Origin of the sequence: Streptomyces tanashiensis, from assembly GCF_014648895.1 — a bacterium.
GTDB lineage: Bacteria > Actinomycetota > Actinomycetes > Streptomycetales > Streptomycetaceae > Streptomyces > Streptomyces tanashiensis.
This window is the reverse complement of record NZ_BMRZ01000001.1, coordinates 245089-265194: the sequence shown is the minus strand read 5'-3', so window position 1 is coordinate 265194 and position 20106 is coordinate 245089. Positions and strand designations below refer to the sequence as shown.

The window sequence follows — 20106 nt, the reverse complement described above, 5'->3', positions numbered from 1 at the left end:
TCACAGCAGGTGGGCCGCCTCGCCCACCACCGGGATCACCCGGCGGGCCAGCGTCGCCACCGGCCCCTCGGGGGTCTCCTGCGCCAGCAGCCGCTTCACGACCCCCGCCGTCTCCTCGTCGCTCGCCGTGGTCGCCGCGAGCAGGGCGACGAGATGGTCGACGAGCCACTCCCGCAGCTCCCGCGCGGGCGGCTGCTTCTCCTCGTCGAGCCAGATGAGCGAGGCCGCCTCGACGGCGGCGATCCACGTCCGGACGAGCATGCCGAGCCGGGGGCCCGGCCGCTCCACCCCGAGGTGGACGAGGATCTGCTCGGCGGCGGCCCGCCGCACCTCGTCCACGATCGCCGAGGTCCGGGAGGTCTCGGCGACGCTGCCGCCCCGCAGCAGGGCGCTGAAGCCGGCGTCGTGCTCGTCGACGAAGGTCAGGTAGCGGTCGAGCACCCGGCCCAGCCGCTCCGTGGGCGGCCCGGTCGGCGGCTCGGTGAAGCAGCGGTTCAGGGCGTCGGCGGAGGAGCGCAGGGCGGCCTCGTACAGCTGCTGCTTGCCGCCGGGGAAGTAGCGGTAGACGAGGGGCCGCGAGACGCCGGCCGCCTCGGCGACGTCGTCGAGCGACACGTCCTCGGGGGCCCGGTGGGCGAAGAGCTCCTGGGCGGTGTCGAGGAGCTGCCCGCGCCGCTCCTCGACGCTGAGCCTGCGGTACGCGGGGGTGGCGGCGCTCGTCATGGACCGCAGCGTAACCGCGGAACGGTTCCCTCAGGCCAGCAGCCCGGACGACTTCCAGAGCCGGCGGCCCGCCCCGCGCAGGAGGCCGACGTCGTCGAGGAAGTCCGTGAGCCGCCGCGCCCCGGACCGCATGACCTCCCGCCGGTGCCCGCTGGCCCGCACCTGGGCGACGGCCTCGCGGCGGTCCAGGCCCACGGCCTCGTACACCCCCGGGTTGACGAAGCAGGTGGAGAACACCCGTGCGGCCTCGCCGCAGCTCAGCCGGGTGAACTCCTGCTCCCGGCGCGGGGTGGTCGCCATCTGCCGGCGCAGTTCCTCGCGCGCGTACCGCACGTGACGGGCCTCCTCCACGACGTTGATGCGCGTCACCCCGCGGACGAGGGGCTGCACCCGCTCGTCCGGGAAGGTCAGGCGCTGCATCCAGTCGAGGATCTCCTCGCCGAGCAGGGTGGAGGCGAAGGAGCCGGGGGTGGTGGACACGGTCTTCAGGATCCGCGCGAGGTTGTGGTAGATCCTCGGCACCGGATAGGCGGGGGTGCCGCTCTGCCGGATCAGCCGGGCGAACATCATCGAGTGGCGGCACTCGTCCGCGATCTCGGTGAGGGCGTAGCGGACGTGATGGCTGGTCAGGGACTTGTCGTAGATGTGCCGGACGAGCAGCTGCATGAGGATGATCTCGAACCAGATGCCGAGGGAGGCGAGGGACGCCGCCTCGTGGCGCGAGAGCTCGATCCGCTGCTCCTCGGACATCCGGCGCCAGAGCGGGGTGTCGTAGAGGGAGACCAGCTCGGGCGCCAGAACCACAGGCCGTCCTCGAAGGGCGCGGACCAGTCGAGTTCGGTGTCCGGGTCGTAGGAGTGCCTGCGGGAGGACTCCAGGAGGCGCTCGGCGACCTGCTCGCGGTCGCGCAGCGGCCCCAGGGCGTCCCGGAGGAGGCTGAAGTCGGGCTCGGTGGAGGTCCTCGACGGCGTCATGCGGTTATCAGACTGCTCGTCAGCAATGCCGTCAATCCCTCGCGTCCGACTTGTTGACGATCCGTCTACCACCGTGTGAGCCTGCTGGAAACGGACGGAAGGAGTCGTCAGTGTCGACGCACGACCTCTACGTGAACGCCCCCGCCGGACCCGTCTGGGAGGTCCCCGCCGCCGGCGCCGCCCGCTTCTCCTGGGACTACGACGACGGCCGCGACCGCCTCCTCGCCCTCTACCAGAAGGGCAAGGACAAGCAGTGGGACGGCGCCACCCGCATCGACTGGGGCATCGAGGTCGACCCGTACGACCCGCTCGGCACCCCCGACGAGGTCCTGACGCTCCACGGCACCCGCCACTGGGCGAGGATGACCGAGAAGGACAAGGGCGACCTGCGCCGGCACTACTCCTCCTGGCAGTTCAGCCAGTTCCTCCACGGCGAGCAGGGCGCCATGGTCTGCGCCGCCCGGATCGTCGAGTCCGTCCCCGACCTGGACGCCAAGTTCTACTCGGCCACCCAGACCATGGACGAGGCCAGGCACGCCGAGATCTACGGCCGCTTCCTCCACGAGAAGATCGGCATGCTCTACCCGATCAACGACAACCTCCAGGGCCTCCTCGACGACACCCTGCGCGACTCCCGCTGGGACATGCCCTACCTCGGCATGCAGGTCCTCATCGAGGGCCTCGCCCTCGCCGCCTTCGGCATGATCCGCGACACCACCGACAAGCCGCTGCCCAAGCAGATCCTCGCGTACGTGATGCAGGACGAGGCCCGGCACGTCGCCTTCGGCCGCATGGCGCTGCGCGACTACTACAGGCAGCTGACGGACGCCGAGCTCCGCGAGCGCGAGGAGTTCGTCATCGAGGGCTGCCACCTGATGCGCGACCGGCTGCGCGGGGTCGAGGTCCTGGAGAACTTCGGCATCCCGAGGAAGGAGGCCGAGGAACTCAGCGAGCAGAGCGAGTTCCTGCACCTCTTCCGCAAGCTCCTCTTCAGCCGGATCGTCCCCTGCGTCAAGGACATCGGCCTCTGGGGCGAACGCCTCCAGAAGGCCTACCTGGACATGGGCGTCTTCGACCTCGGCGACTCCAACCTGGACCTGCTGATGCGTCAGGACGAGGAGATCGCGGAGGCGCTGGACCGCGAGCGCTTCGCGGCGGAGGAGGCCGAGCGGGTCGCCGAGGTGGAGGCGGCGATCGAGGAGGGGGCGGCGGAGGTGTCGTAGGGGTGCCGTAGCGTGCCCGTCATGACCATGCCGCCGCCGTCGTCGCCGAATCCACCGCCCCACCAGCCGTACGGCGGGCCCGTACCGCCCCCGCAGCAGCCCGGCGCGTTCGGAGCTCCGCAGGGGTATCCCCCGCAGGGGCCTCCCCAGGGGTATCCCCCGCACGGTCCTGCGCCGAGGTACCCCCCGCAGGGCCCTCCGCACGGTGTCCCGCCGCAGTACCCCGGGCCGGGCGCGGGGGCCTGGGGGCAGCCGCCCATGGGGCCGCCGCCGAAGAAGAAGCTGTCGGCCGGGGCGATCGTCGCCATCGTCCTCGGCTCCCTGGCCGTGGTCGGCGGTCTCCTCTACGCGACCAAGGCCGGGCTCGACGGCGTCACCGGCTCCTTCCCCGAGGCGACGCACGAGCTCGTCGTCCCCGAGACCCTCCTCGCCGGCCGGTACACCCTGGTCTCCGACCTCTCCGACACCCAGGGCAAGGAGATCGAGGACACCCCCGACTTCACCGTGAAGGACGCCAAGGCGGCGGTCGGGCAGTACAAGGGCGAGGACGACGCCACCCTCGTGCTCTCCGGAATGTACGGCCGCATCAAGAACGGCGAGTCCAGCCGTACGTCCATCCTCCAGGGCGCCGCCACGGACAAGGGCTCCACGCTCGTCGTCCGCCCCAGGGAGTTCACCCCCGCCGGGTACGGCGTGACCGTCAGCTGCCAGGTCACCACCTCGAAGGACGCTCTCGGCACGACCACGCTCCCCATGTGCGCCTGGGGCGACGACAACACCGCGGCCGCCGTCGCCCTCGTCACCCCCGAGACGGCCACCACCGACCCGCAGGACATCGACCTGGCCGCGCTCGCCGAGACCACGGTGAAGATCCGCGCCGAGATCCGCAAGCCGATCGGCTGACCCCCGGGGAGGGGCCCGGGGCAGCACGGAGAACCGGGCTACGGGTTCCGCGCCTCGGCCTCCAGCCGGAGCGCCTCCTCCATCACCGCCCTCGCGACCGGGGCCGCGCTGCCGCCCCCGCTGATGTCCGTACGGGAGGCCTCCGCGTCCTCGACGACGACCGCGACCGCCACCGCCGGCTGGGCCGCGTCGTCCGCCTGGGCCCAGGCGATGAACCAGGCGTACGGGGTGCCCGTGTTGCCGAAGCCGTGCTGGGCGGTGCCCGTCTTGCCGCCGACCCGGGCCCCGGGGATCGCCGCGTTCTCGCCGGTGCCCTCCTCCACGGCCCGCACCATCAGCCGCTGGAGCTGCATGGCCGTCGCGGGGTTCATCGCCTGCCGGTAGCCGCGGCGACCCGTGCGGTCCACGGTCGTGCCGCGGGAGGTCGTGGTGCGGTCGACGAGGTACGGGTGGGCGATCTCCCCGTTGTTGGCGACCGCCGCCGCCACCATCGCCATCTGGAGCGGGGTCGCCGTCGTGTCGAACTGGCCGATCGACGACAGCGCCAGCTGGTCCGGGCCCATCTCCCGGTCGAAGTTGGACTTCGCCACCCAGGACGGCACCCGGAGCGTCGTGTCGTTGAAGCCGAACCGCTCCACCGCCTCGACCATCCCCGTCAGCCCCACCTCCACCCCGAGCCCGGCCATCACCGTGTTGCAGGACCACTGGATCGCGTACGCGAGGGAGGCGTCGCCGCAGCCCTTCGCCTCGTTCGGCAGCACGTGCCGGGTGCCCGGCAGCACGAACGGGTCCGGGGTGTCCGTCGGCGCCTCCACGTCCCGCACCACCCCCGCGTCCAGGGCCGCCGCGGCCGTCACGATCTTGAAGGTGGAGCCCGGCGGGTACGTCTGCCGCAGCGCCCGGTTCAGCATCGGCTGGTTCGGCGAGGTGGTGAGGTGCCGCCAGGCGTCCTTCACCTTCCGTCCCGTCCCGGAGAGCATCCCCGGGTCGTACGAGGGGGAGCTGACGAGCGCCAGGATCCGGCCGCTGGACGGCTCGACCGCCACGACCGCGCCCCGCTTCCCGTCGAGCCCCCGGAAGGCCGCCTCCTGCATCGTGGCGCGGATCGTGGTCACCACGTCGCCGCCGGGCTGACGGCCCCGGGTGAGGTCGTTCCAGAGGGGGAGCGGCGCCAGCATGGGGTCGGTGCCCGCGAGGATCTCGTCCTCGGCGTGCTCGACCATCGTCGTGCCGTACGTCTGGGAGGCGTATCCGGTCAGCGGCGCGTACAACGGCCCCTGTCTGTAGGTCCGTTCCCAGCGCAGCTGCTGCCCGCTGTCCCGGGAGCCGGTCACCGGCTTCCCGTCGACGACGATCTCGCCGCGCGGTCGTGCGTACCGGTCGATCGCGATCCGCCGGTTGGCCGGGTCGTCGTCGAGGGACTCGGCCTCGATGACCATCACCCGGGCGGCGTTGACGAGCAGGGCGACGAGAAGGATCAGGCAGAGGGCGGCGGCCCTCCGGATGTAGCGGATCACCGCGCGCCCTCCCCGATCCTGGCGAGTTCCCCGGTGTCGGAGGCGTCCGGCTGGGGTGCCCGGGCGGAGTCGCTGACCCGGATGAGGAGCGCGACGATCACCCAGTTGGTGACGACCGAGGAGCCGCCCTGGGCCAGGAACGGCATCGCCATGCCGGTCAGCGGGATCAGCCCCATCACCCCGCCCGCGATCACGAAGACCTGGAGCGCCACGATCGAGGCGAGGCCGATAGCGAGCAGCCGTCCGAAGGGGTCGCGCAGCGAGAGGCCGGCGCGGTAGCCGCGGGCGACGAGCAGCGCGTACAGCAGGAAGAGCGCGGTGAGGCCGACGAGCCCCAGCTCCTCGCCGGCCGTCGCCAGGATGAAGTCGGACTTGGTGGCGAAGCCGATGAGGACGGAGTGGCCGAGACCGAGCCCGGTGCCGAGCATCCCGCCGGCGGCGAAGGCGAAGAGCGACTGGGCCAGCTGCCCCGGCCCGTCGCCCGCGCGGATCGAGGCGAAGGGGTCGAGCCAGTCCTGCACCCTGCTGTGGACGTGCGGTTCGAGCGAGCCGACGAGGAAGGCGCCGGCGGAGGCCAGGACGAGCCCGACCGCGATCCAGCCGGTCCGGCCGGTCGCCACGTACAGCATGATCACGAAGAGGCCGAAGAAGAGCAGCGAGGTGCCCAGGTCCCGTTCCAGGACGAGGACGCCGACGCTCAGCAGCCAGATCGCGACGATCGGTCCGAGCACCCGCCCGGTGGGGAACTGGAACTTCCAGATCCGGCGGCCGGTGTACGCGAGGGCGTTGCGGTTGGCGGCGAGGTACGCGGCGAAGAAGACCGCGAGCAGGATCTTGGCGAACTCGCCCGGCTGGAAGGAGAGCCCGCCGAGCCGGATCCAGATCTTGGCGCCGTTCACCGCCGGGAAGAAGATCGGCAGGATCATCAGGGCGAGTGCGGCGGCCACCGACACGTACGCGTACCCCTGGAGCGTGCGATGGTCGCGGAGCAGCAGGACGACCAGGATGAAGAGCGCCACCCCGAGCGTCGACCAGACCAGCTGCGTCGCCGCCGCCTGGTCCTTCGGCGTCTCCAGGTCCAGGCGGTAGATCAGCACCAGGCCGAGGCCGTTGAGCAGGACCGCGATCGGCAGCAGCAGCGGGTCGGCGTACGGGGCGCGGAAGCGGACCGCGAGATGGGCGACGAGCGCGAGCAGTCCGAGCCCGGCGCCGTACCGGGCGGCGTCGGGCGGCACGGCGCCGCTGCGGGCGAGGCCGACCTCCGCGTAGCCGAGGACGGAGATCAGGACCGCGCCGATCAGGAGCGACAGTTCCACGCCGCGCCGCTTCGGGACACGGATGCCGGGCGGGGGTGCGTCCGGTCGCCGTGGTGCGGTCATGGGCGCAACGTAGCAAGCGGTATGCCCTATGTCCCTTTTGTGTGACGGTGTGCCGTCGCTCCTCGGGTCCGGAACGGTCCGGAACCTGCGAGTCCGTGCGGCGGTGCCGCCGTCACTCCTCGGATTCGGCGGCGGCGAGGCGTACGTACTCCGGAAGCCGCAGCCGGGCCTCGGCGCCCCCGTCCGGGGCGGCGGCGAAGACCAGCTCGGCGCCGATCACCCCGGCCTGGCCCACCGCGATGGTCAGCCCGAGACCGTGCCCCTTGCCCCCGCTCTCGGTACGGAACCGCTGCGGCCCCGACTCCAGGAGGTACGCGGGATAGCCCGGCCCGTGGTCGCGCACGGACACCACCGGGCCGTCCACCGTCACCACCACCGGCGGCGCCCCGTGCTTGTGCGCGTTGGCCACCAGATTGCCGAGCACCCGCTCCACGCGCCGCCGGTCCGTCTCCACCGTGGCGTCCCGCACGACCCGTACCTCCGTGTCCGTGCCCGAGGCGCGCACCACCCGCTCGGCGAGCGGCCCCAGCTCGTGCACCGCCAGGTCCACCGTCTCGGTGCGGGCGTCGAGCCGCGAGATCTCCAGAAGGTCCTCGGTGAGCCCGCGCATCGCCCGCACCCGGTCCCGTACGAGCTCCGAGGGCCGCCCCTCCGGCAGCAGCTCCGCCGCGGCCGACAACCCGGTCAGCGGGGTCCGCAGCTCGTGCGCAACATCGGCGGTGAACCGCTGCTCCGTCTGCAGCTTGCGCTGGAGCGAGGAGGCCATCGTGTCGAGCGCCCCGGAGACCGTGGCCACCTCGTCCTGCGGACGCGAGGGGTCCTTGGTGCGGGGATCGTCCACGCGCGCGTCGAGGTCGCCGGCGCTGATCCGCCGGGCCACCTGCGCGGTCAGGTGCAGCCGGCGGGTGACCCGGGTGACGGCGAAGACGCCGACGAGCAGGGTCGCCCCGATCGCCAGGACGGAGGAGCCGAGGATCGAGCGGTCGAGCGCGTCGATCGTCTCGGCGCTCTGCGTGTAGTCGAGGCGTACGGCGAGGGCGCGGCCGTCCGCAGGGCCCGCCGCCCACATCGTCGGCCGGCCCTCGTACTCCGTGACCATCGTGCCCCGCTCCCCGCGCGCGGCGAGCGCCCGCAGCGAGGCCGGGAGGCCGGGCGGATCCACACCGGCGAACCGGGGGAGCGGCTCGCCCGCCTCGTAGAGCCCGGTGACCTCGGTGAGCCGCGCCATGGCCTTGTCCCGGGAGTCGCTCACGGTCTGGCCGGTCACCGAGACGTGCACGAGGACGCCGAGCAGCGCGGCGAGGGCGCAGCACATCACCGCGATGAAGACCGCGGCCTTCCAGGTGAGGGTCGCGGTCCAGGCGGGCCTCCGGGGCGCCCTCACTGCGTGGCCTCCGGGGGGAGGGGTGCGGGAGCGGGCGTGTCCGGCGGGGTGGGCGTCGGGCTGACCAGGCGGGGCGCGGGCACCGTCGAGGGACCGGTGCCGGGCGGCTTCACCCGGACGATCTCGTCCCGGGTGGGCAGCATGCTGCCCTGCTGCTCGTCCCAGGTCCACGCGGTCCGGTACTCGTACCCGGGGATGCCGGCCGAACCGACCCGCAGGATCAGGTCCCGGCCGGCCAGCTCCACGCTGATGACCTGGTCGACGGTGGACATGATCCTGGTCAGGCCGCCGTTCTCGGCGACGTAGACGCGCACCGCGACCTGCTGTTCGGGCATGCGGATCCCGACGATCAGCTCGTCGCGGCCGTTGCCGGTGAGGTCGCGGTAGTAGGGCTTCAGGACCGGACACGCGGCCGGGGCCGTGCCGCAGGCCTCGATCGCCCGGACGGTCTCCTCGTACAGGCCGTCGGCGCCGGTGTACGTGTCGGGGTGGGCGCGGACCTCGGCGCGGACGACCGCCACCGGATCGACCGAGTGGACGTCGTTGTCGGTGACCTCGACGCCGGGGACGCGCTGGGTGTCGGACTCCCCGTAGTCGATCGGCGGGTTCGTCGCGGGCGGCAGATCGGGCCAGAGCCGGACGGGCCCCACGGCGGTGGGCGTGGGCCCGGCGCTCTTGAGGCCGCCCTCGCGGCCACCGCAGCCGGTGAGCGCGAGGGCGAGGCCGAGGGCGCACAGGACGCCCGCGGCGCTGCGCACGCCACGCGGTCTCACATGCCTCCTCGGTCGGTCGGCCCCCTCCGGACCATAAACACGAACGAAGGCGTCTTGTCCACCTGTGGTCATCGGGGACAAACCGGAACGGGGGGCCCGCCCGGGGGCGTGGGGCCGGGGCTCCTTAGGGTGTGGCGCATGACCAAGCACCGCACAGCGCTTTCCGGTACGGGCCGGGGGAGGCGTCTCACCCTCGTCGCGCTCGTCCTGGCCGTCCTGTGCGGTCTCGTCGCCGTCTTCCTGGTGTACCGCACACCGTCGCCGGGGCTCCGGCCCGTCGCGGCCCCCGCGGTGAAGGGGGAGCGGGTCGTCGTCGAGGACTTCTCCGGAGCGGGTCTTCCCGACGGCTGGAAGGCCGCCGGGGGCGACTGGAAGGTCGAGGGCGGCCGCCTCGTCGGTGCGCCGGGGGGCGGCGGACAGCCCGGACGGATCGTCTTCGGCCGGCACCTGACCGACTTCAGGCTGGAGACCACGGCCCGTATCGGAGGTGGGGCCCGGCTCGGGGGCGGGGGAAGCGCGGCCCGTACCGGAAGCGCGGCCCCCTGGGTGGCGCTCGGTGTGGACGTGCCCGCGAGCGGTGCCGCCCCCTGGTCCGTCGGCGCCCTGCGGGGCGGCGCGGCCCCGGGCGGCCTCCTGGAGTTCGCGCGGCGCACCGACCGCGACACCTGGGACGTCACCGACAAGGCGGCCCTGCCGGCCGCCGCGGGCGGCGACCGGGACGTACGGCTCGCCGTGGAGGTGCACGGGACCCGTGCCCGCTGGTTCCTCGACGGCCGCGAGGCCCTCCGCACCAGCCGCCTCACCCGTACCGCCGACGGAGGCCAGGCCCTGCTCGTGGACGGCGCCCGGGTCTCCTTCGACGACGTCCGGGTGACGAAACTCGGCGCGAACCCCCTCCTCCGCCCGGTCGGCTCCCCGATGGCGGTCATCGCACACCGCGGCGCCTCCTCCGCCGCGCCGGAGAACACCCTGGTCTCCGACGAGGTCGCCCGCCGGGGCGGCGCCGAGTGGATCGAGAACGACGTCCAGCCCAGCAAGGACGGCGTGCCGTACGTGCTCCACGACACCGACGTGGACCGGACGACCGACGGCACCGGCCCGATCCGCTCGCTGACCGCCGCCGAGGTGGACGCCCTGGACGCCGGCTCCTGGTTCGGCCCCGCCTACGCCGGTGCCCGCGTCCCGACCCTCGCCGCCCAGCTGGACGACCTGCGCAGGCGCGGCGGGAACATGCTCCTGGAGATCAAGGGCCGGCACAGTCGCGCCGAGGTGGCCCGGATCGTCGAGGAGGTCCGCGACCACGGCATGGCCGGCCGCGTCGTCGTGCAGAGCTTCGACGTCGACGCGCTGAAGTACACCCGCGCGCTCGCGCCCGAGCTGCCCCTCGGCCTGCTGCGCACCGAGCTGGACCCCGATCCCGTCGCGGTCGCCCGAGAGCTCGGCCTGAGCACGTACAACCCGCCGGCCGGCGAGCTGCTCGCCCACCCCGGTCTGGCGAAGAGCCTGCACGCCGCCGGCGTGGCGGTGACGGTCTGGACGGTCGACGACGCGACCCGCTGGAACTCCCTGGAGGCCCTCGGCACCGACGGGATCATCACGAACCGCCCGGCCGAACTGTCGGGCTGGAACGCGGGCCGGCTCCACGGCGATCACTGAGCCGCGCCGTCGGTCGTGACCGGTCGTGGCCGGTCGTGACGGATCATGGCCGACCGTTGCGGGTCGTGGCCGGTCGTCGTGGGTCGTGGCCGCTCGTGGCAGTTCGTGGCCGCTCGTGGCAGGTCGGGGATCGACCGGGCGACGCCCCCGGCTAGAACGTGCCGCGCTCCATCCGGGCCAGCGCCGCCCGGCACAGGGTCAGCAGCTTCTCGTCGTGATGGATGTCGTGGCTGCCGGAGCCGCCCTCACGGGCGTTGTGACGGCGCCTGCGCGTCAGCTCGGTGAGGACGACCAGCTGCGCCTCCGCGGCCGCCGGACCCATCTCCGCCAGGCACTCCGCGATGTCCGCGCGCGCGTGCCGGTTCTCCTCCCAGGCCGCGAGCAGCACCGGGAGCGACGCCGACGCCTCGCCGGTCACCCGCCACAGCGCCGCGGCGCTGCGGACCCGCACCCACAGGTCCCGCGAGACCAGGCCGGGCCGGAGGGCAGGGGCCGCCGCGGCCGCCGCCGGGCCGATCTCGCCGAGGGCCTGCGCGGCGGCGCACCAGTCCGCGTCGGTCGTGCCCGGCCGCAGCCACCGCTCCAGAGCCGGCAGCACGTCCCCCCGGTCCCCCTCGGCCGCCCACAGGGCCCGCGCCGCCGTCGTGGCCACCGCGGCCGACTCGGCGGCCAGGAGTCTTCGCATGTCCGGTACGGCCTCCCGGGCGGCGGGCCCGAAGGCCGCCAGGGTGCGCAGGGCCGCCTCCCGCACCCAGTCGCGCCGGTTCGCCGGCGCCCCGCGCAGCACCCGCAGCACCTCCGGCAGGGCCTGGCCGCCCCGCACGGCCGCCAGGGCGTACAGCAGCGGCGCCGCCCGGTCGTACAGCCGCTCGTCGAGCTCGACCTCGGCGAGCCGGCGCCGGAGCAGCGGGGCGAGCATCGCCGCCGAGGGCCCCAGGCCGTCCATGGCGTACAGCAGCTCGCGCCGCACCTCGGGCTCCTCCAGGGCGCGCGCGAGCAGCGGGACCGCGCGGGTGTCCCCGGCGCGGGCCAGCGCGAGCAGCGCCCCGTCCCGCCCGGACCGCCCGACGAAAGCGCTCTGGCCCTGACCGGACCCGGCCGGCCCCGCGGCCAGGCGGGCCGCGAGCGCGTCGGCGGCGGGCGCGCCCAGCTCGAAGAGCCGCTCCAGGAAGGAGGTGGCCGCCTCCCGGAGCCGCGGCTCGGGATCCTGGAGCTGCGCGCCGACGAGCCGGACGACCTCCTCGTACCGCCCGCGCCAGACCCGTATCAAACCGCCGCACAACCAGATCGCGTCCGAGCGCTGCCCCCAGTCCGGGCTGCGCAGCTGCGCGACGATCAGCGCGATCCGGTCGTCGACGCGGTCGTCGAGCGCGGCGTGCAGGGTCCGCAGCAGCTCCTCGGTCCACGGCGCGGGCCGCCCGGCGGCGTGCTCCTCGAGGAGTTCGCGGACCTGCCCGATGAGGGTCGGTGCCGCGGCGCGCTCCGTGCCGGGGGCCGGCCGGTCCGCCGAGGTCCTGATCTCCTCCAGGAGCCCGGTCACCCACGGCACGACGTCGTCCGGGATGTCCCCGGGCGCGCAGCGCGCCCGCTGCGCGAGCGCCGCGAGCCGGAGCCCGGGGTCCTGCGCGGCGCGGGCGAGCCAGCCGAGCCAGTCGACGGTCTCGGTGCGCAGCGACGCGTGCCGCAGGGCGATCCGCCCGACGGCGGCCACCAGGGCGAGCCGCACCTCGGTGTCCCGCTCGACGGTGAGCCGCTCCCGCAGCAGGGTCAGCACCAGGGCGGGCTCGGGGTGCAGCGAGGCGAGCGCGCACGGCGCGGTGAGCCGCACCTCGGGGTCGGGGTCCGAGACGAGCCCGAGGAAGACGTCGGCGCCGGCGGCGATGGCGGCGGCGGCCATCGCGTAGTTGGCGGCGGGGATGAACTCCTCGTCGTCCGCGTCGAGTTCGTCCAGTTCCTCGTCGTCGTCGAGCTCGATCCCGCCGATGCTGGTGAGCAGCTCGACGATGCAGCCCCGGTCCTGGACGGCGGGGTCGGCGACGAGTTCGAGGAGGAAGGGGATGCAGGCGAGCGTCGAGTCGTAGACGTCGCCCTGGTGGTGCACCGCGCCGTACATGCCGTCGAGCGCGGTCTCCCGCTCCGCGGGGTCGGCGGAGGCGAGTCCGCGGAGCAGCTCCGGCACGTCGTCCGCGGGGCCGTACGCGTGCCCCAGCGAGGCCCAGTCGACCTCCTCGATCCCCGTCAGCATTGCCAGGCCGCCTTCCCCGTGAGCGCTGTGCCAGGCAGCAAGTGTGCACCACAGGACGGACAACAAGGCCGAACCGGCGACACCTGCCGTGCCCGGAGCGCCCGTTGCGGTCTCTTTCCGCCATGTACGGTGCGGAGCAAGGCAGTTGCACTCGGTATCCGGGCGGGCGACACGCCGCGTACCGCCTCCGGGCTACCCCTCCGACCGGACGCGCACGAAGGCCGCCGTCCCGTGCCGTCCCGCGACCTGGCGCAGTTCGACCGGGAGCGGAGGGTCGACCCACCGCACCGGCCCGTGCTCCGGGTCCTCCGCGAGGGGCCCCGCGCGGTCGCCCGCCAGGCCGCCGACCTGGCGCGACTGCGCCGGGGTCAGCCGGGGCGAGGTGGTCAGGGCGCGGCCGTCGGGGAGCCGGACGACCAGGGCCCGGGGCCGTTCCGGCGGACCGACGAGACCGATCAGGAGGGCATCGCTCGTGTCGGCGTGCCGGATCTTGCGCCAGGCCCAGGTGGAGCCCGCGCGGTAGGGCGAGTCGAGCCGCTTCGCGACGACCCCCTCGACTCCCGCGTCCCGCAGGTCCCGGAACCAGCCCCGCGCGGTCTCCTCGTCCGCCGTGGCCAGGACCCGCTGGAGCGGGGGCCCGGCCTCCCGCAGGGCCGCCCCGAGCAGCTCCCACCGGTCGCGGAGCGGCAGCGCCCGCACGTCGCGCCCGGGGACGGCGAGCAGGTCGAAGGCGACGTACGAGACGGGCACCCCGCCCCGTACCCGGTCGGCGTGCGAACGGAGCAGGTCGGTGAAGCTCAGCCGGCCGTCCCGGTAGGCGCACAGCTCGCCGTCGAGGACGATCCCCGGCGGCAGCTGGTCGCGCAGGTGCGCGGCGATGTCGGGAAACTCCGGAGCGAGGTCCCGGCGGGAGCGGGACTGGAGGACGACCTTCCCGCCGTCGAGGACGAAGGCGAGGGCACGGAACCCGTCCAGCTTGAGGGAGTACTGGAGCTCCCGGGGCGGCTCCGCCTGTGCGGGGATCTCGTCGGCGGCCCGGGGCCGCATGACGTCGACGGGCGGCAGCAGTACGGCGGTCCCGGTGCCGGCGGAAGGCCCCGGGGAGCGGCCCCCGGCGCCACTTTCACCGGCCGCCGGGACCGGGCCGGCACCACCCTCACCGGCCTCCGGGACCGGGCCTCCGGCGCCGCCCGCACCCGCCGCGGAAACCGGACCGGCACCACCCCCACCCGCCTCCGGGACCGGGCCTCCGGCGCCGCCCCCCTTCGCCGAGCGGGCCCGGTTCACGGCACGGCTCCCGCCCGCTCGGGCGCGAAGAGTGGCGCCAGGAGGTCCCCGTACCGCTCCAGACGTGGCGCGATGTCGCCCATGAGAAGGACCAGCGCATCGGGATCGCCGGGGCCACTGGGGCCACTGGGATCACTGGGACCGCGATCGTCGGGGCCGTCGGGACCGCTGCGATCGCCGGCGAGGGCGGCGCAGCCCTCGACCTCCTCCCAGGTGACGGGTGCCGAGACGGTGGGCCGGGCGCGCGCCCGCAGGGTGTAGGGGGTGGCGGTGGTCTTGGCGGCGGCGTTCTGGCTGTGGTCGACGAAGACCTTCCCGGATCGCAGGGCCCGTGCCATGCGGTGCGTGACGAGCCCGGGCAGCGCCGCCTCCGCCTCGACGGCGAGCAGCTTCGCGTACGCCGAGACGCGTGCGGACGGCGTGGGGAGCACCGGGACGAGCAGGTGGAGTCCCTTGGAACCGGAGGTCTTGGCGAAGGCCTCCAGGCCGTCCGCCGCGAGCCGCTCGCGCAGGTGCAGGGCGACCCGGCAGCAGTCGACGACGCCGGCGGGCGGCCCGGGGTCGAGGTCGAACACGAGCCGGTCGGCGACGGCGGGGGAGGAGGCCCGCCACTGCGGCGTGTGGAACTCCACGACGAGGTTCGCGGCCCACATGAGCGAGGGCAGGTCCTCGATCACCACCTGCCGGGCGCGGGGGTCCTCGGAGCGGGGCACGGGGGTGGTCCTCACCCAGGAGGGTGTGCCGGGCGGCGGATTCTTGGTGAAGAAGAGCTGCCCTCCGGGACCGTCCGGGTAGCGCAGGAAGGACACCGGGCGGTCGCGCAGATGCGGCAGGATCAAGGCCCCGACGGTCGCGTAGTAGTGGAGCACCTCGCCCTTGGTGGTGCCGGTGAGCGGGTGGAGGACCTTGTCCAGGTTGCTGAGCGCCAGGCGCCGCCCCTCCACCTCTGTGATCGGCGTCATACGATGAGAATCCCACGTTTGCGGGTGATTCGACTCGAAAGGGAAGAGACGTGCGATCCATCTGGAACGGCGCCATATCCTTCGGGCTGGTCAGCATCCCGATCAAGCTGGTGAACGCCACCGAGAGCCGGTCCGTCTCCTTCCGCCAGATCCACACCGAGGACGGCGGCAGGGTCCGCTACAAGAAGGTGTGCGAGCTCGACGGGGAAGAGGTGCCGCAGGCGGAGATCGGCAAGGCGTACGAGGACGCCGACGGGACCATGATCCCGATCACCGACGAGGACCTGGCCGCGCTGCCGCTGCCCACCGCGAAGACGATCGAGATCGTCGCCTTCGTGCCGGCCGGGCAGATCGATCCGCTGCAGATGGACGCCGCGTACTACCTCTCGGCGAACGGCGTGCCCGCGGCCAAGCCGTACACCCTGCTCCGCGAGGCGCTCAAGCGCAGCGACAGAGTGGCGCTCGCGAAGTACGCCCTGCGGGGGCGGGAGCGGCTCGGCATGCTCCGGGTCGTGGACGACGTGATCGCCATGCACGGCCTGCTCTGGCCGGACGAGATCCGCGCTCCGGAGGGCGTCGCCCCGGAGACCCCGGTCACGGTCCGTGAGGCCGAACTCGACCTGGCGGACGCCCTGATGGCCACGCTGGGCGAGGTCGACATCAGCACCCTCCACGACGACTACCGCACGGCGGTGGAGGAGATGATCGCGGCGAAGGCGGCGGGCGGCGAGGGCGTCGCGCCGCCGTCTCCGGGCGAGGAGACCGGCGGAGGCCGGGTCATCGACCTGATGGCGGCCCTGGAGAACAGCGTCCGGGCGGCCAGGGAGGCGCGTGGGGAGGACGCGGTGGTGACGGAACTCAAGCCGACGAAGAAGACGGCGGCGAAGAGGGCGACGGCGAGGAAGACCGCGGCGGCCGGGAGCGCGACGGAGAAGGGCGCGACGACGAAGGGCGCGCCGGCGAAGAAGACGACGGCGAAGAAGGCGACGGCGAAGAAGGCGACGGCGAAGAAGACGACGGCCAAGAAGGCGGCGGCCCGCAAGCGCACGGCGTGAACCCGACCACCCCAAAAGGCTCGTAACGTCACAACCGCCCCAACACCCCAGAAGCCCCCCGGAGATCCTCCGGGGGGCTTCTTGCTGCCCGAATCTGGGCAGCGGGCCGCGCGGTGACGCCCGAACTCCCCGCATAGCGAACAGAGTTCGCTGTCCTTCGGACAACACATGGTCAAATCCTTGTTGCAGACCTGTCAAACAGACTTCTTCGCTGGCACGCTCACACCCGCACCACCCACCCCCACAACCCCCACGCTTTCCAGCGAAGGAGCCCGCGTGACCCGCCAGCAGTCCTCGCACCGCCGTACCACCGCCCGAGCCGCCGCCCTGATCGCATCGGCCGCCATGGTCGTCGTCGGAGTCCAGACCGGATCCGCCAGCGCCGATGCCCAGCGCGAGGCCGGTGCCACCGCGATCCAGCTGACCGGCTCCCAGCGCGCCGCCGCCATCCACGAGGCCCAGGGCGAGGCCGGCGCCACCGCGCAGGCCATCGGCCTGCCCGCTCAGGAGAAGCTGGTCGCCCGCGACGTCGTCAAGGACGCGGACGGCACCGTGCACACGCGCTACGAGCGCACCTACGCCGGCCTCCCCGTCATCGGCGGCGACCTGGTCGTGCACGAGAAGAAGTCCGGCGCCCGCTCGACCACGAAGGCGACCGAGGCCCGGATATCCGTGGCGACCACCACCGCGGCGGTCACCCCCGCGACGGCGAAGAAGGCGGCCCTCGCCTCCGCCGCGAACACCCAGGAGTCCGCGTCCGGCGCCCGCAAGGTGATCTGGGCGGCCACCGGCAAGCCCGTCCTGGCCTGGGAGACGGTCGTCACGGGCGTCCAGTCCGACGGCACCCCGAGCCGCCGCACCGTCATCACGGACGCCACGACCGGCAAGGAGCTCTTCGCCGACGAGGCCATCGAGACGGGCGTCGGCAACACGATGTACAGCGGGCAGGTGACGCTCGGCACGGCCCCCTCGTACACGCTCACGGACACCGCGCGCGGCGGCCACAAGACGTACGACCTGAACGGCGGCACGTCGGGCACCGGCACCCTCTTCACCAACTCCACCGACACGTGGGGCAACGGCCTCGCGAGCAACCGCGCGACGGCGGCGGCGGACGCCCACTACGGCGCGGCCGTGACGTGGGACTTCTACAAGAACGAGCTGGGCCGCAACGGCATCCGCGGAGACGGCGTCGCCGCCTACTCCCGCGTCCACTACGGCAACGCGTACGTGAACGCCTTCTGGGACGACTCCTGCTTCTGCATGACGTACGGCGACGGCATCGGCAACACCCACCCGCTCACGTCCCTGGACGTGGCCGGCCACGAGATGTCGCACGGCCTGACGTCCTCCACGGCGAACCTCCGGTACAGCGGAGAGTCCGGCGGCCTGAACGAGGCGACGTCCGACATCCTCGGCACGGCGGTCGAGTTCTACGCGAACAACGCGTCCGACCAGGGCGACTACCTCATCGGCGAGAAGATCGACATCAACGGCGACGGCTCGCCGCTCCGTTACATGGACAAGCCCAGCAAGGACGGCAGCTCCGCGGACTACTGGTCGAAGTCGGTCGGCCGCCTGAACGTCCACTACTCCTCGGGCCCGGCGAACCACTTCTTCTACCTGCTCTCCGAGGGCAGCGGCACGAAGACGATCAACGGCGTCACGTACAACTCGCCCACCTCGAACGGCTCCACGGTGACCGGCATCGGCCGCCAGGCCGCGTACAAGATCTGGTACAAGGCCCTCACCACCTACATGACGTCCACGACGGGCTACTCCGCCGCCCGCACGGCCACCCTGAACGCGGCCAAGGACCTCTACGGCACGGGCAGCACCCAGTACAACGCGGTCGCCACCGCCTGGACGGCGATCAACGTCAAGTAACACCCCCGTCCCACCGACCCGCGCGGCCCACAACGCCGCGCGGGTCTGCCGTTCCCCGGCGCACCACCCGACCCGACGGCCCCCGACCCTGACCGGTCGCCGGCCTGGCAATATCGGGAATGCCGATTCTTGGCGGTCATCGGACGCGACGATCCAGTACGGCCTTCGACCCGTAGACGAGGATCAGCACAGCCACCGCAGAACCCGCGATCACGTACCCCTCAATCGCCTGAGGCAGTTCGAGGGAGGCGGTGAAGAAGACCGTCCCGACGGTGAGCGCGACGGCAAGGGCGTCACGGAGTCTGTCGCGAATCCTCGTGCGTGCCGGCTCGACCGTGGACAGATCGTCATCCAGCAGGGCGCCGATACGGCCTTCGGCGTAACGCTCGGCGATCGACAACCACGAAGTCGCCAGCATGCGCAGCGCATCGTCGGGGGTACGGAAAAGGTCGTCCTCGATCTCCTGAAGCCGTGCAGCGACGCGGGCCGTGTGATCGCGAATCACCTTCTTGCGGCGCCCGAACGGCGCGATGGTGCCCCGCAGTCGGTGTGCTTTCTGGATGTCGTCCCTTGCCTGTGCCGAAACGGTGGGAACTTCGCCGACTTTGATGACTTTCTCTTCGCCGTGTTCTCGGATCGCCCGACCACATTTCACGATGACTTGCGTCGCGTGATAGACGGGTCGATAAATGAGGGCGGGATACCAACCCTTTCGCGTCCCCAGTATCCGATATGCAGTAGGTGATCCGGACAGCATCGACGATATGAAGAAGCCTGAGCTCGCGATCAAGAAAAGCACCAGCGCGGCGAGGGCCATGGCTCCCGCCAGCATCAACGAGGCGATCCAGAACGACTCAGGACCCCGCTCATTCCAAAGCTTTTCGACGGAAGCGAGTGAGGGGGTGCTGAGGTTTGTGGCCGTGGCCGCCACGGCAGTGCCAGCCCTGACCAGAAGGCCGAATGCTGCTGCGGACCACAGGCCGGCCACCCAAAGCGCAACGATCGACGCGGCCGCCAGCCTCACCTCGTACCTCGTGTAGTGGCGGAGGCCACGCTCCAGGGGCTCGGGTATGGCTTCATCGATTCCGAGTTGACCAAGCGCTGCTTTCAGGTCCTCGATGGCCTTGTCGCCGCGGGCTTGAGATCGAGCCCGGAGGAATGCGCGCGGACTCCTCATTGCTTTCCCCTAGTTGTGTTCCCCGGCGTGGCAGCTCCGATAGCGAGTTTCTCTTGATGATCTCCTCGCAACATGACGCGCATCCTGGTGGGCTGCCCTGGGCGAGTCAACGATCTACTTTCAGCCACCAGCCTCCCCGGCTGGTGCGGCCGGCGGCCGGGCTGGGCCGCACCGTTGACCGGTTCGCCTCGCTGTGCAAGGGGGATCGGTCAGCCGGCGCCAGTCCGCTTCATGCACGCTTGGTCGTAGGCCGTCAGAGTGATCGCGCTCGTCTCCCCGTCCACGGCGATCCCGTACTGAGCGGTCACGGACCAGCCACGCTGCTTGAGGCTCGCGACGGCATCGCCGATCACGCCGTCCAGGTTCTCGCGCTCCCTCAGCCCTCCAGACTGCTGCCAGTCGCGTTCACGCAACTCGCCCACCACGGCCTTGAAGTCTTCGAAATCAAGCGGGGTCTTCTTGTCGCCGATGCCTCTGAAAGCGACGGCGCACCATGGAGGCGAGCCCGCCGGAGCCTCCTCGAACGGACGGGCATATTCATGATCATTCGCCGGAACACCCGCGTCCGCGGCCGAGCTTTCCAGATCGGTGCGCACGAACTCCTTCGTGAACGGTCCGGTGCCCTTGGGCCGTGGCGGCGCCGGCACAGGAGTCGTGGTCGTCTCGGTGCCTGTACCGCCCTTGCCGCAGCCCGTGGCTCCAAGCACGATGACCGCTATCGCAACGGCGGCCCGTCTGATCCTGCGCACAGTGGTCCCCTCCCAGGTCACAGGGTTATGCACCCCCGTGATCAGAGGAGGAGTGTGCCACGGTGCGTCGATGAGGAGTCCACGGCCATCCGGGGGACCTGCCGGCTGGTCATGAAGCCCTGCTCCGGGTGGACCAGCAGTCGCTGGAGGAGCGGACGTCTTCGATGGAGTCGGGCTTGAAGCGCTGTCGATCTCGACATCCGGCCACAGCT

General features: G+C 72.5%; 15 protein-coding genes and 1 pseudogene. 5 read left to right on the top strand and 11 right to left on the bottom strand.

Translation table 11 applies throughout. The annotated features are described in order from the left end of the window. Both IE237_RS01120 and IE237_RS01115 read right to left on the bottom strand, forming a co-directional pair. Positions 1-723, bottom strand: a complete 723-nt coding sequence (locus IE237_RS01120; RefSeq protein ID WP_189799885.1) for a TetR/AcrR family transcriptional regulator — start codon at positions 721-723, stop codon at positions 1-3. 30 nt (positions 724-753) lie between these two features. Continuing rightward, positions 754-1697: pseudogene (locus IE237_RS01115) on the bottom strand (AurF N-oxygenase family protein). Positions 1698-1807: 110 nt separating this feature from the next. Between IE237_RS01115 and IE237_RS01110 the strand changes: the two are divergent. Together IE237_RS01110 and IE237_RS01105 are read left to right on the top strand one after the other, a co-directional pair. Then, positions 1808-2920 (top strand): ferritin-like domain-containing protein, encoded by a 1113-nt coding sequence (locus IE237_RS01110; protein WP_189799884.1) that lies wholly within the window; start codon positions 1808-1810, stop codon positions 2918-2920. Positions 2921-3178: 258 nt separating this feature from the next. Then, a complete protein-coding gene (locus tag IE237_RS01105) occupies positions 3179-3823 on the top strand; it encodes a hypothetical protein (RefSeq protein ID WP_308433014.1) in 645 nt (214 codons plus the stop codon). Between the two features lie 38 nt (positions 3824-3861). Here the strand turns inward: IE237_RS01105 and IE237_RS01100 are convergent, their stop codons facing one another. The 4 genes from IE237_RS01100 to IE237_RS01085 all read right to left on the bottom strand — a co-directional run bounded on the left by IE237_RS01100 (position 3862) and on the right by IE237_RS01085 (position 8876). Next, entirely contained in the window at positions 3862-5340 is a 1479-nt protein-coding gene (locus IE237_RS01100; RefSeq protein ID WP_189799882.1) for a penicillin-binding transpeptidase domain-containing protein, read from the bottom strand. Then, entirely contained in the window at positions 5337-6719 is a 1383-nt protein-coding gene (locus IE237_RS01095; protein ID WP_189799881.1) for an FtsW/RodA/SpoVE family cell cycle protein, read from the bottom strand. Before IE237_RS01095 ends, IE237_RS01100 begins: the two co-directional genes overlap by 4 nt. A gap of 112 nt (positions 6720-6831) precedes the next feature. Continuing rightward, the gene (locus tag IE237_RS01090) at positions 6832-8103 is read right to left on the bottom strand and encodes an ATP-binding protein (RefSeq protein ID WP_189799880.1); all 1272 of its coding nucleotides are present in this window, start codon (positions 8101-8103) and stop codon (positions 6832-6834) included. After that, entirely contained in the window at positions 8100-8876 is a 777-nt protein-coding gene (locus IE237_RS01085; protein WP_189799879.1) for an NADH-quinone oxidoreductase subunit E, read from the bottom strand. The genes IE237_RS01090 and IE237_RS01085 overlap by 4 nt, the downstream gene beginning before the upstream one ends. A gap of 138 nt (positions 8877-9014) precedes the next feature. On the opposite strand from IE237_RS01085, the gene IE237_RS01080 reads away from it, so the two are divergent. Continuing rightward, positions 9015-10532: a glycerophosphodiester phosphodiesterase gene (locus tag IE237_RS01080; protein ID WP_189799878.1), complete on the top strand. Its 1518-nt coding sequence runs from the start codon at positions 9015-9017 to the stop codon at positions 10530-10532. A 151-nt stretch (positions 10533-10683) separates the two neighbouring features. On the opposite strand, the gene IE237_RS01075 is transcribed toward IE237_RS01080, so the two are convergent. From IE237_RS01075 to ligD, 3 genes are all read right to left on the bottom strand, one after another. Beyond that, entirely contained in the window at positions 10684-12777 is a 2094-nt protein-coding gene (locus IE237_RS01075) for a PBS lyase (protein WP_189799877.1), read from the bottom strand. A 192-nt stretch (positions 12778-12969) separates the two neighbouring features. Next, the gene (locus IE237_RS01070) at positions 12970-13824 is read right to left on the bottom strand and encodes an ATP-dependent DNA ligase (protein WP_189799876.1); all 855 of its coding nucleotides are present in this window, start codon (positions 13822-13824) and stop codon (positions 12970-12972) included. Between the two features lie 236 nt (positions 13825-14060). Next, on the bottom strand, positions 14061-15026 hold the full coding sequence (ligD, locus tag IE237_RS01065) for a non-homologous end-joining DNA ligase (RefSeq protein ID WP_189799875.1): 966 nt from the start codon (positions 15024-15026) through the stop codon (positions 14061-14063). A gap of 50 nt (positions 15027-15076) precedes the next feature. On the opposite strand from ligD, the gene ku reads away from it, so the two are divergent. Next, positions 15077-16081, top strand: coding sequence for a non-homologous end joining protein Ku (ku, locus tag IE237_RS01060; protein WP_189799874.1), 1005 nt, complete (start codon positions 15077-15079; stop codon positions 16079-16081). A 345-nt stretch (positions 16082-16426) separates the two neighbouring features. Then, the gene (locus tag IE237_RS01055; protein WP_229842272.1) at positions 16427-17968 is read left to right on the top strand and encodes a M4 family metallopeptidase; all 1542 of its coding nucleotides are present in this window, start codon (positions 16427-16429) and stop codon (positions 17966-17968) included. Between the two features lie 136 nt (positions 17969-18104). Here the strand turns inward: IE237_RS01055 and IE237_RS01050 are convergent, their stop codons facing one another. Then, complete coding sequence (locus IE237_RS01050) at positions 18105-19145, bottom strand: hypothetical protein (protein WP_189799872.1); 1041 nt, start codon at positions 19143-19145, stop codon at positions 18105-18107. A 209-nt stretch (positions 19146-19354) separates the two neighbouring features. After that, positions 19355-19741, bottom strand: coding sequence for a hypothetical protein (locus tag IE237_RS01045; RefSeq protein WP_189799871.1), 387 nt, complete (start codon positions 19739-19741; stop codon positions 19355-19357). Between the last annotated feature and the right edge of the window lie 365 nt (positions 19742-20106).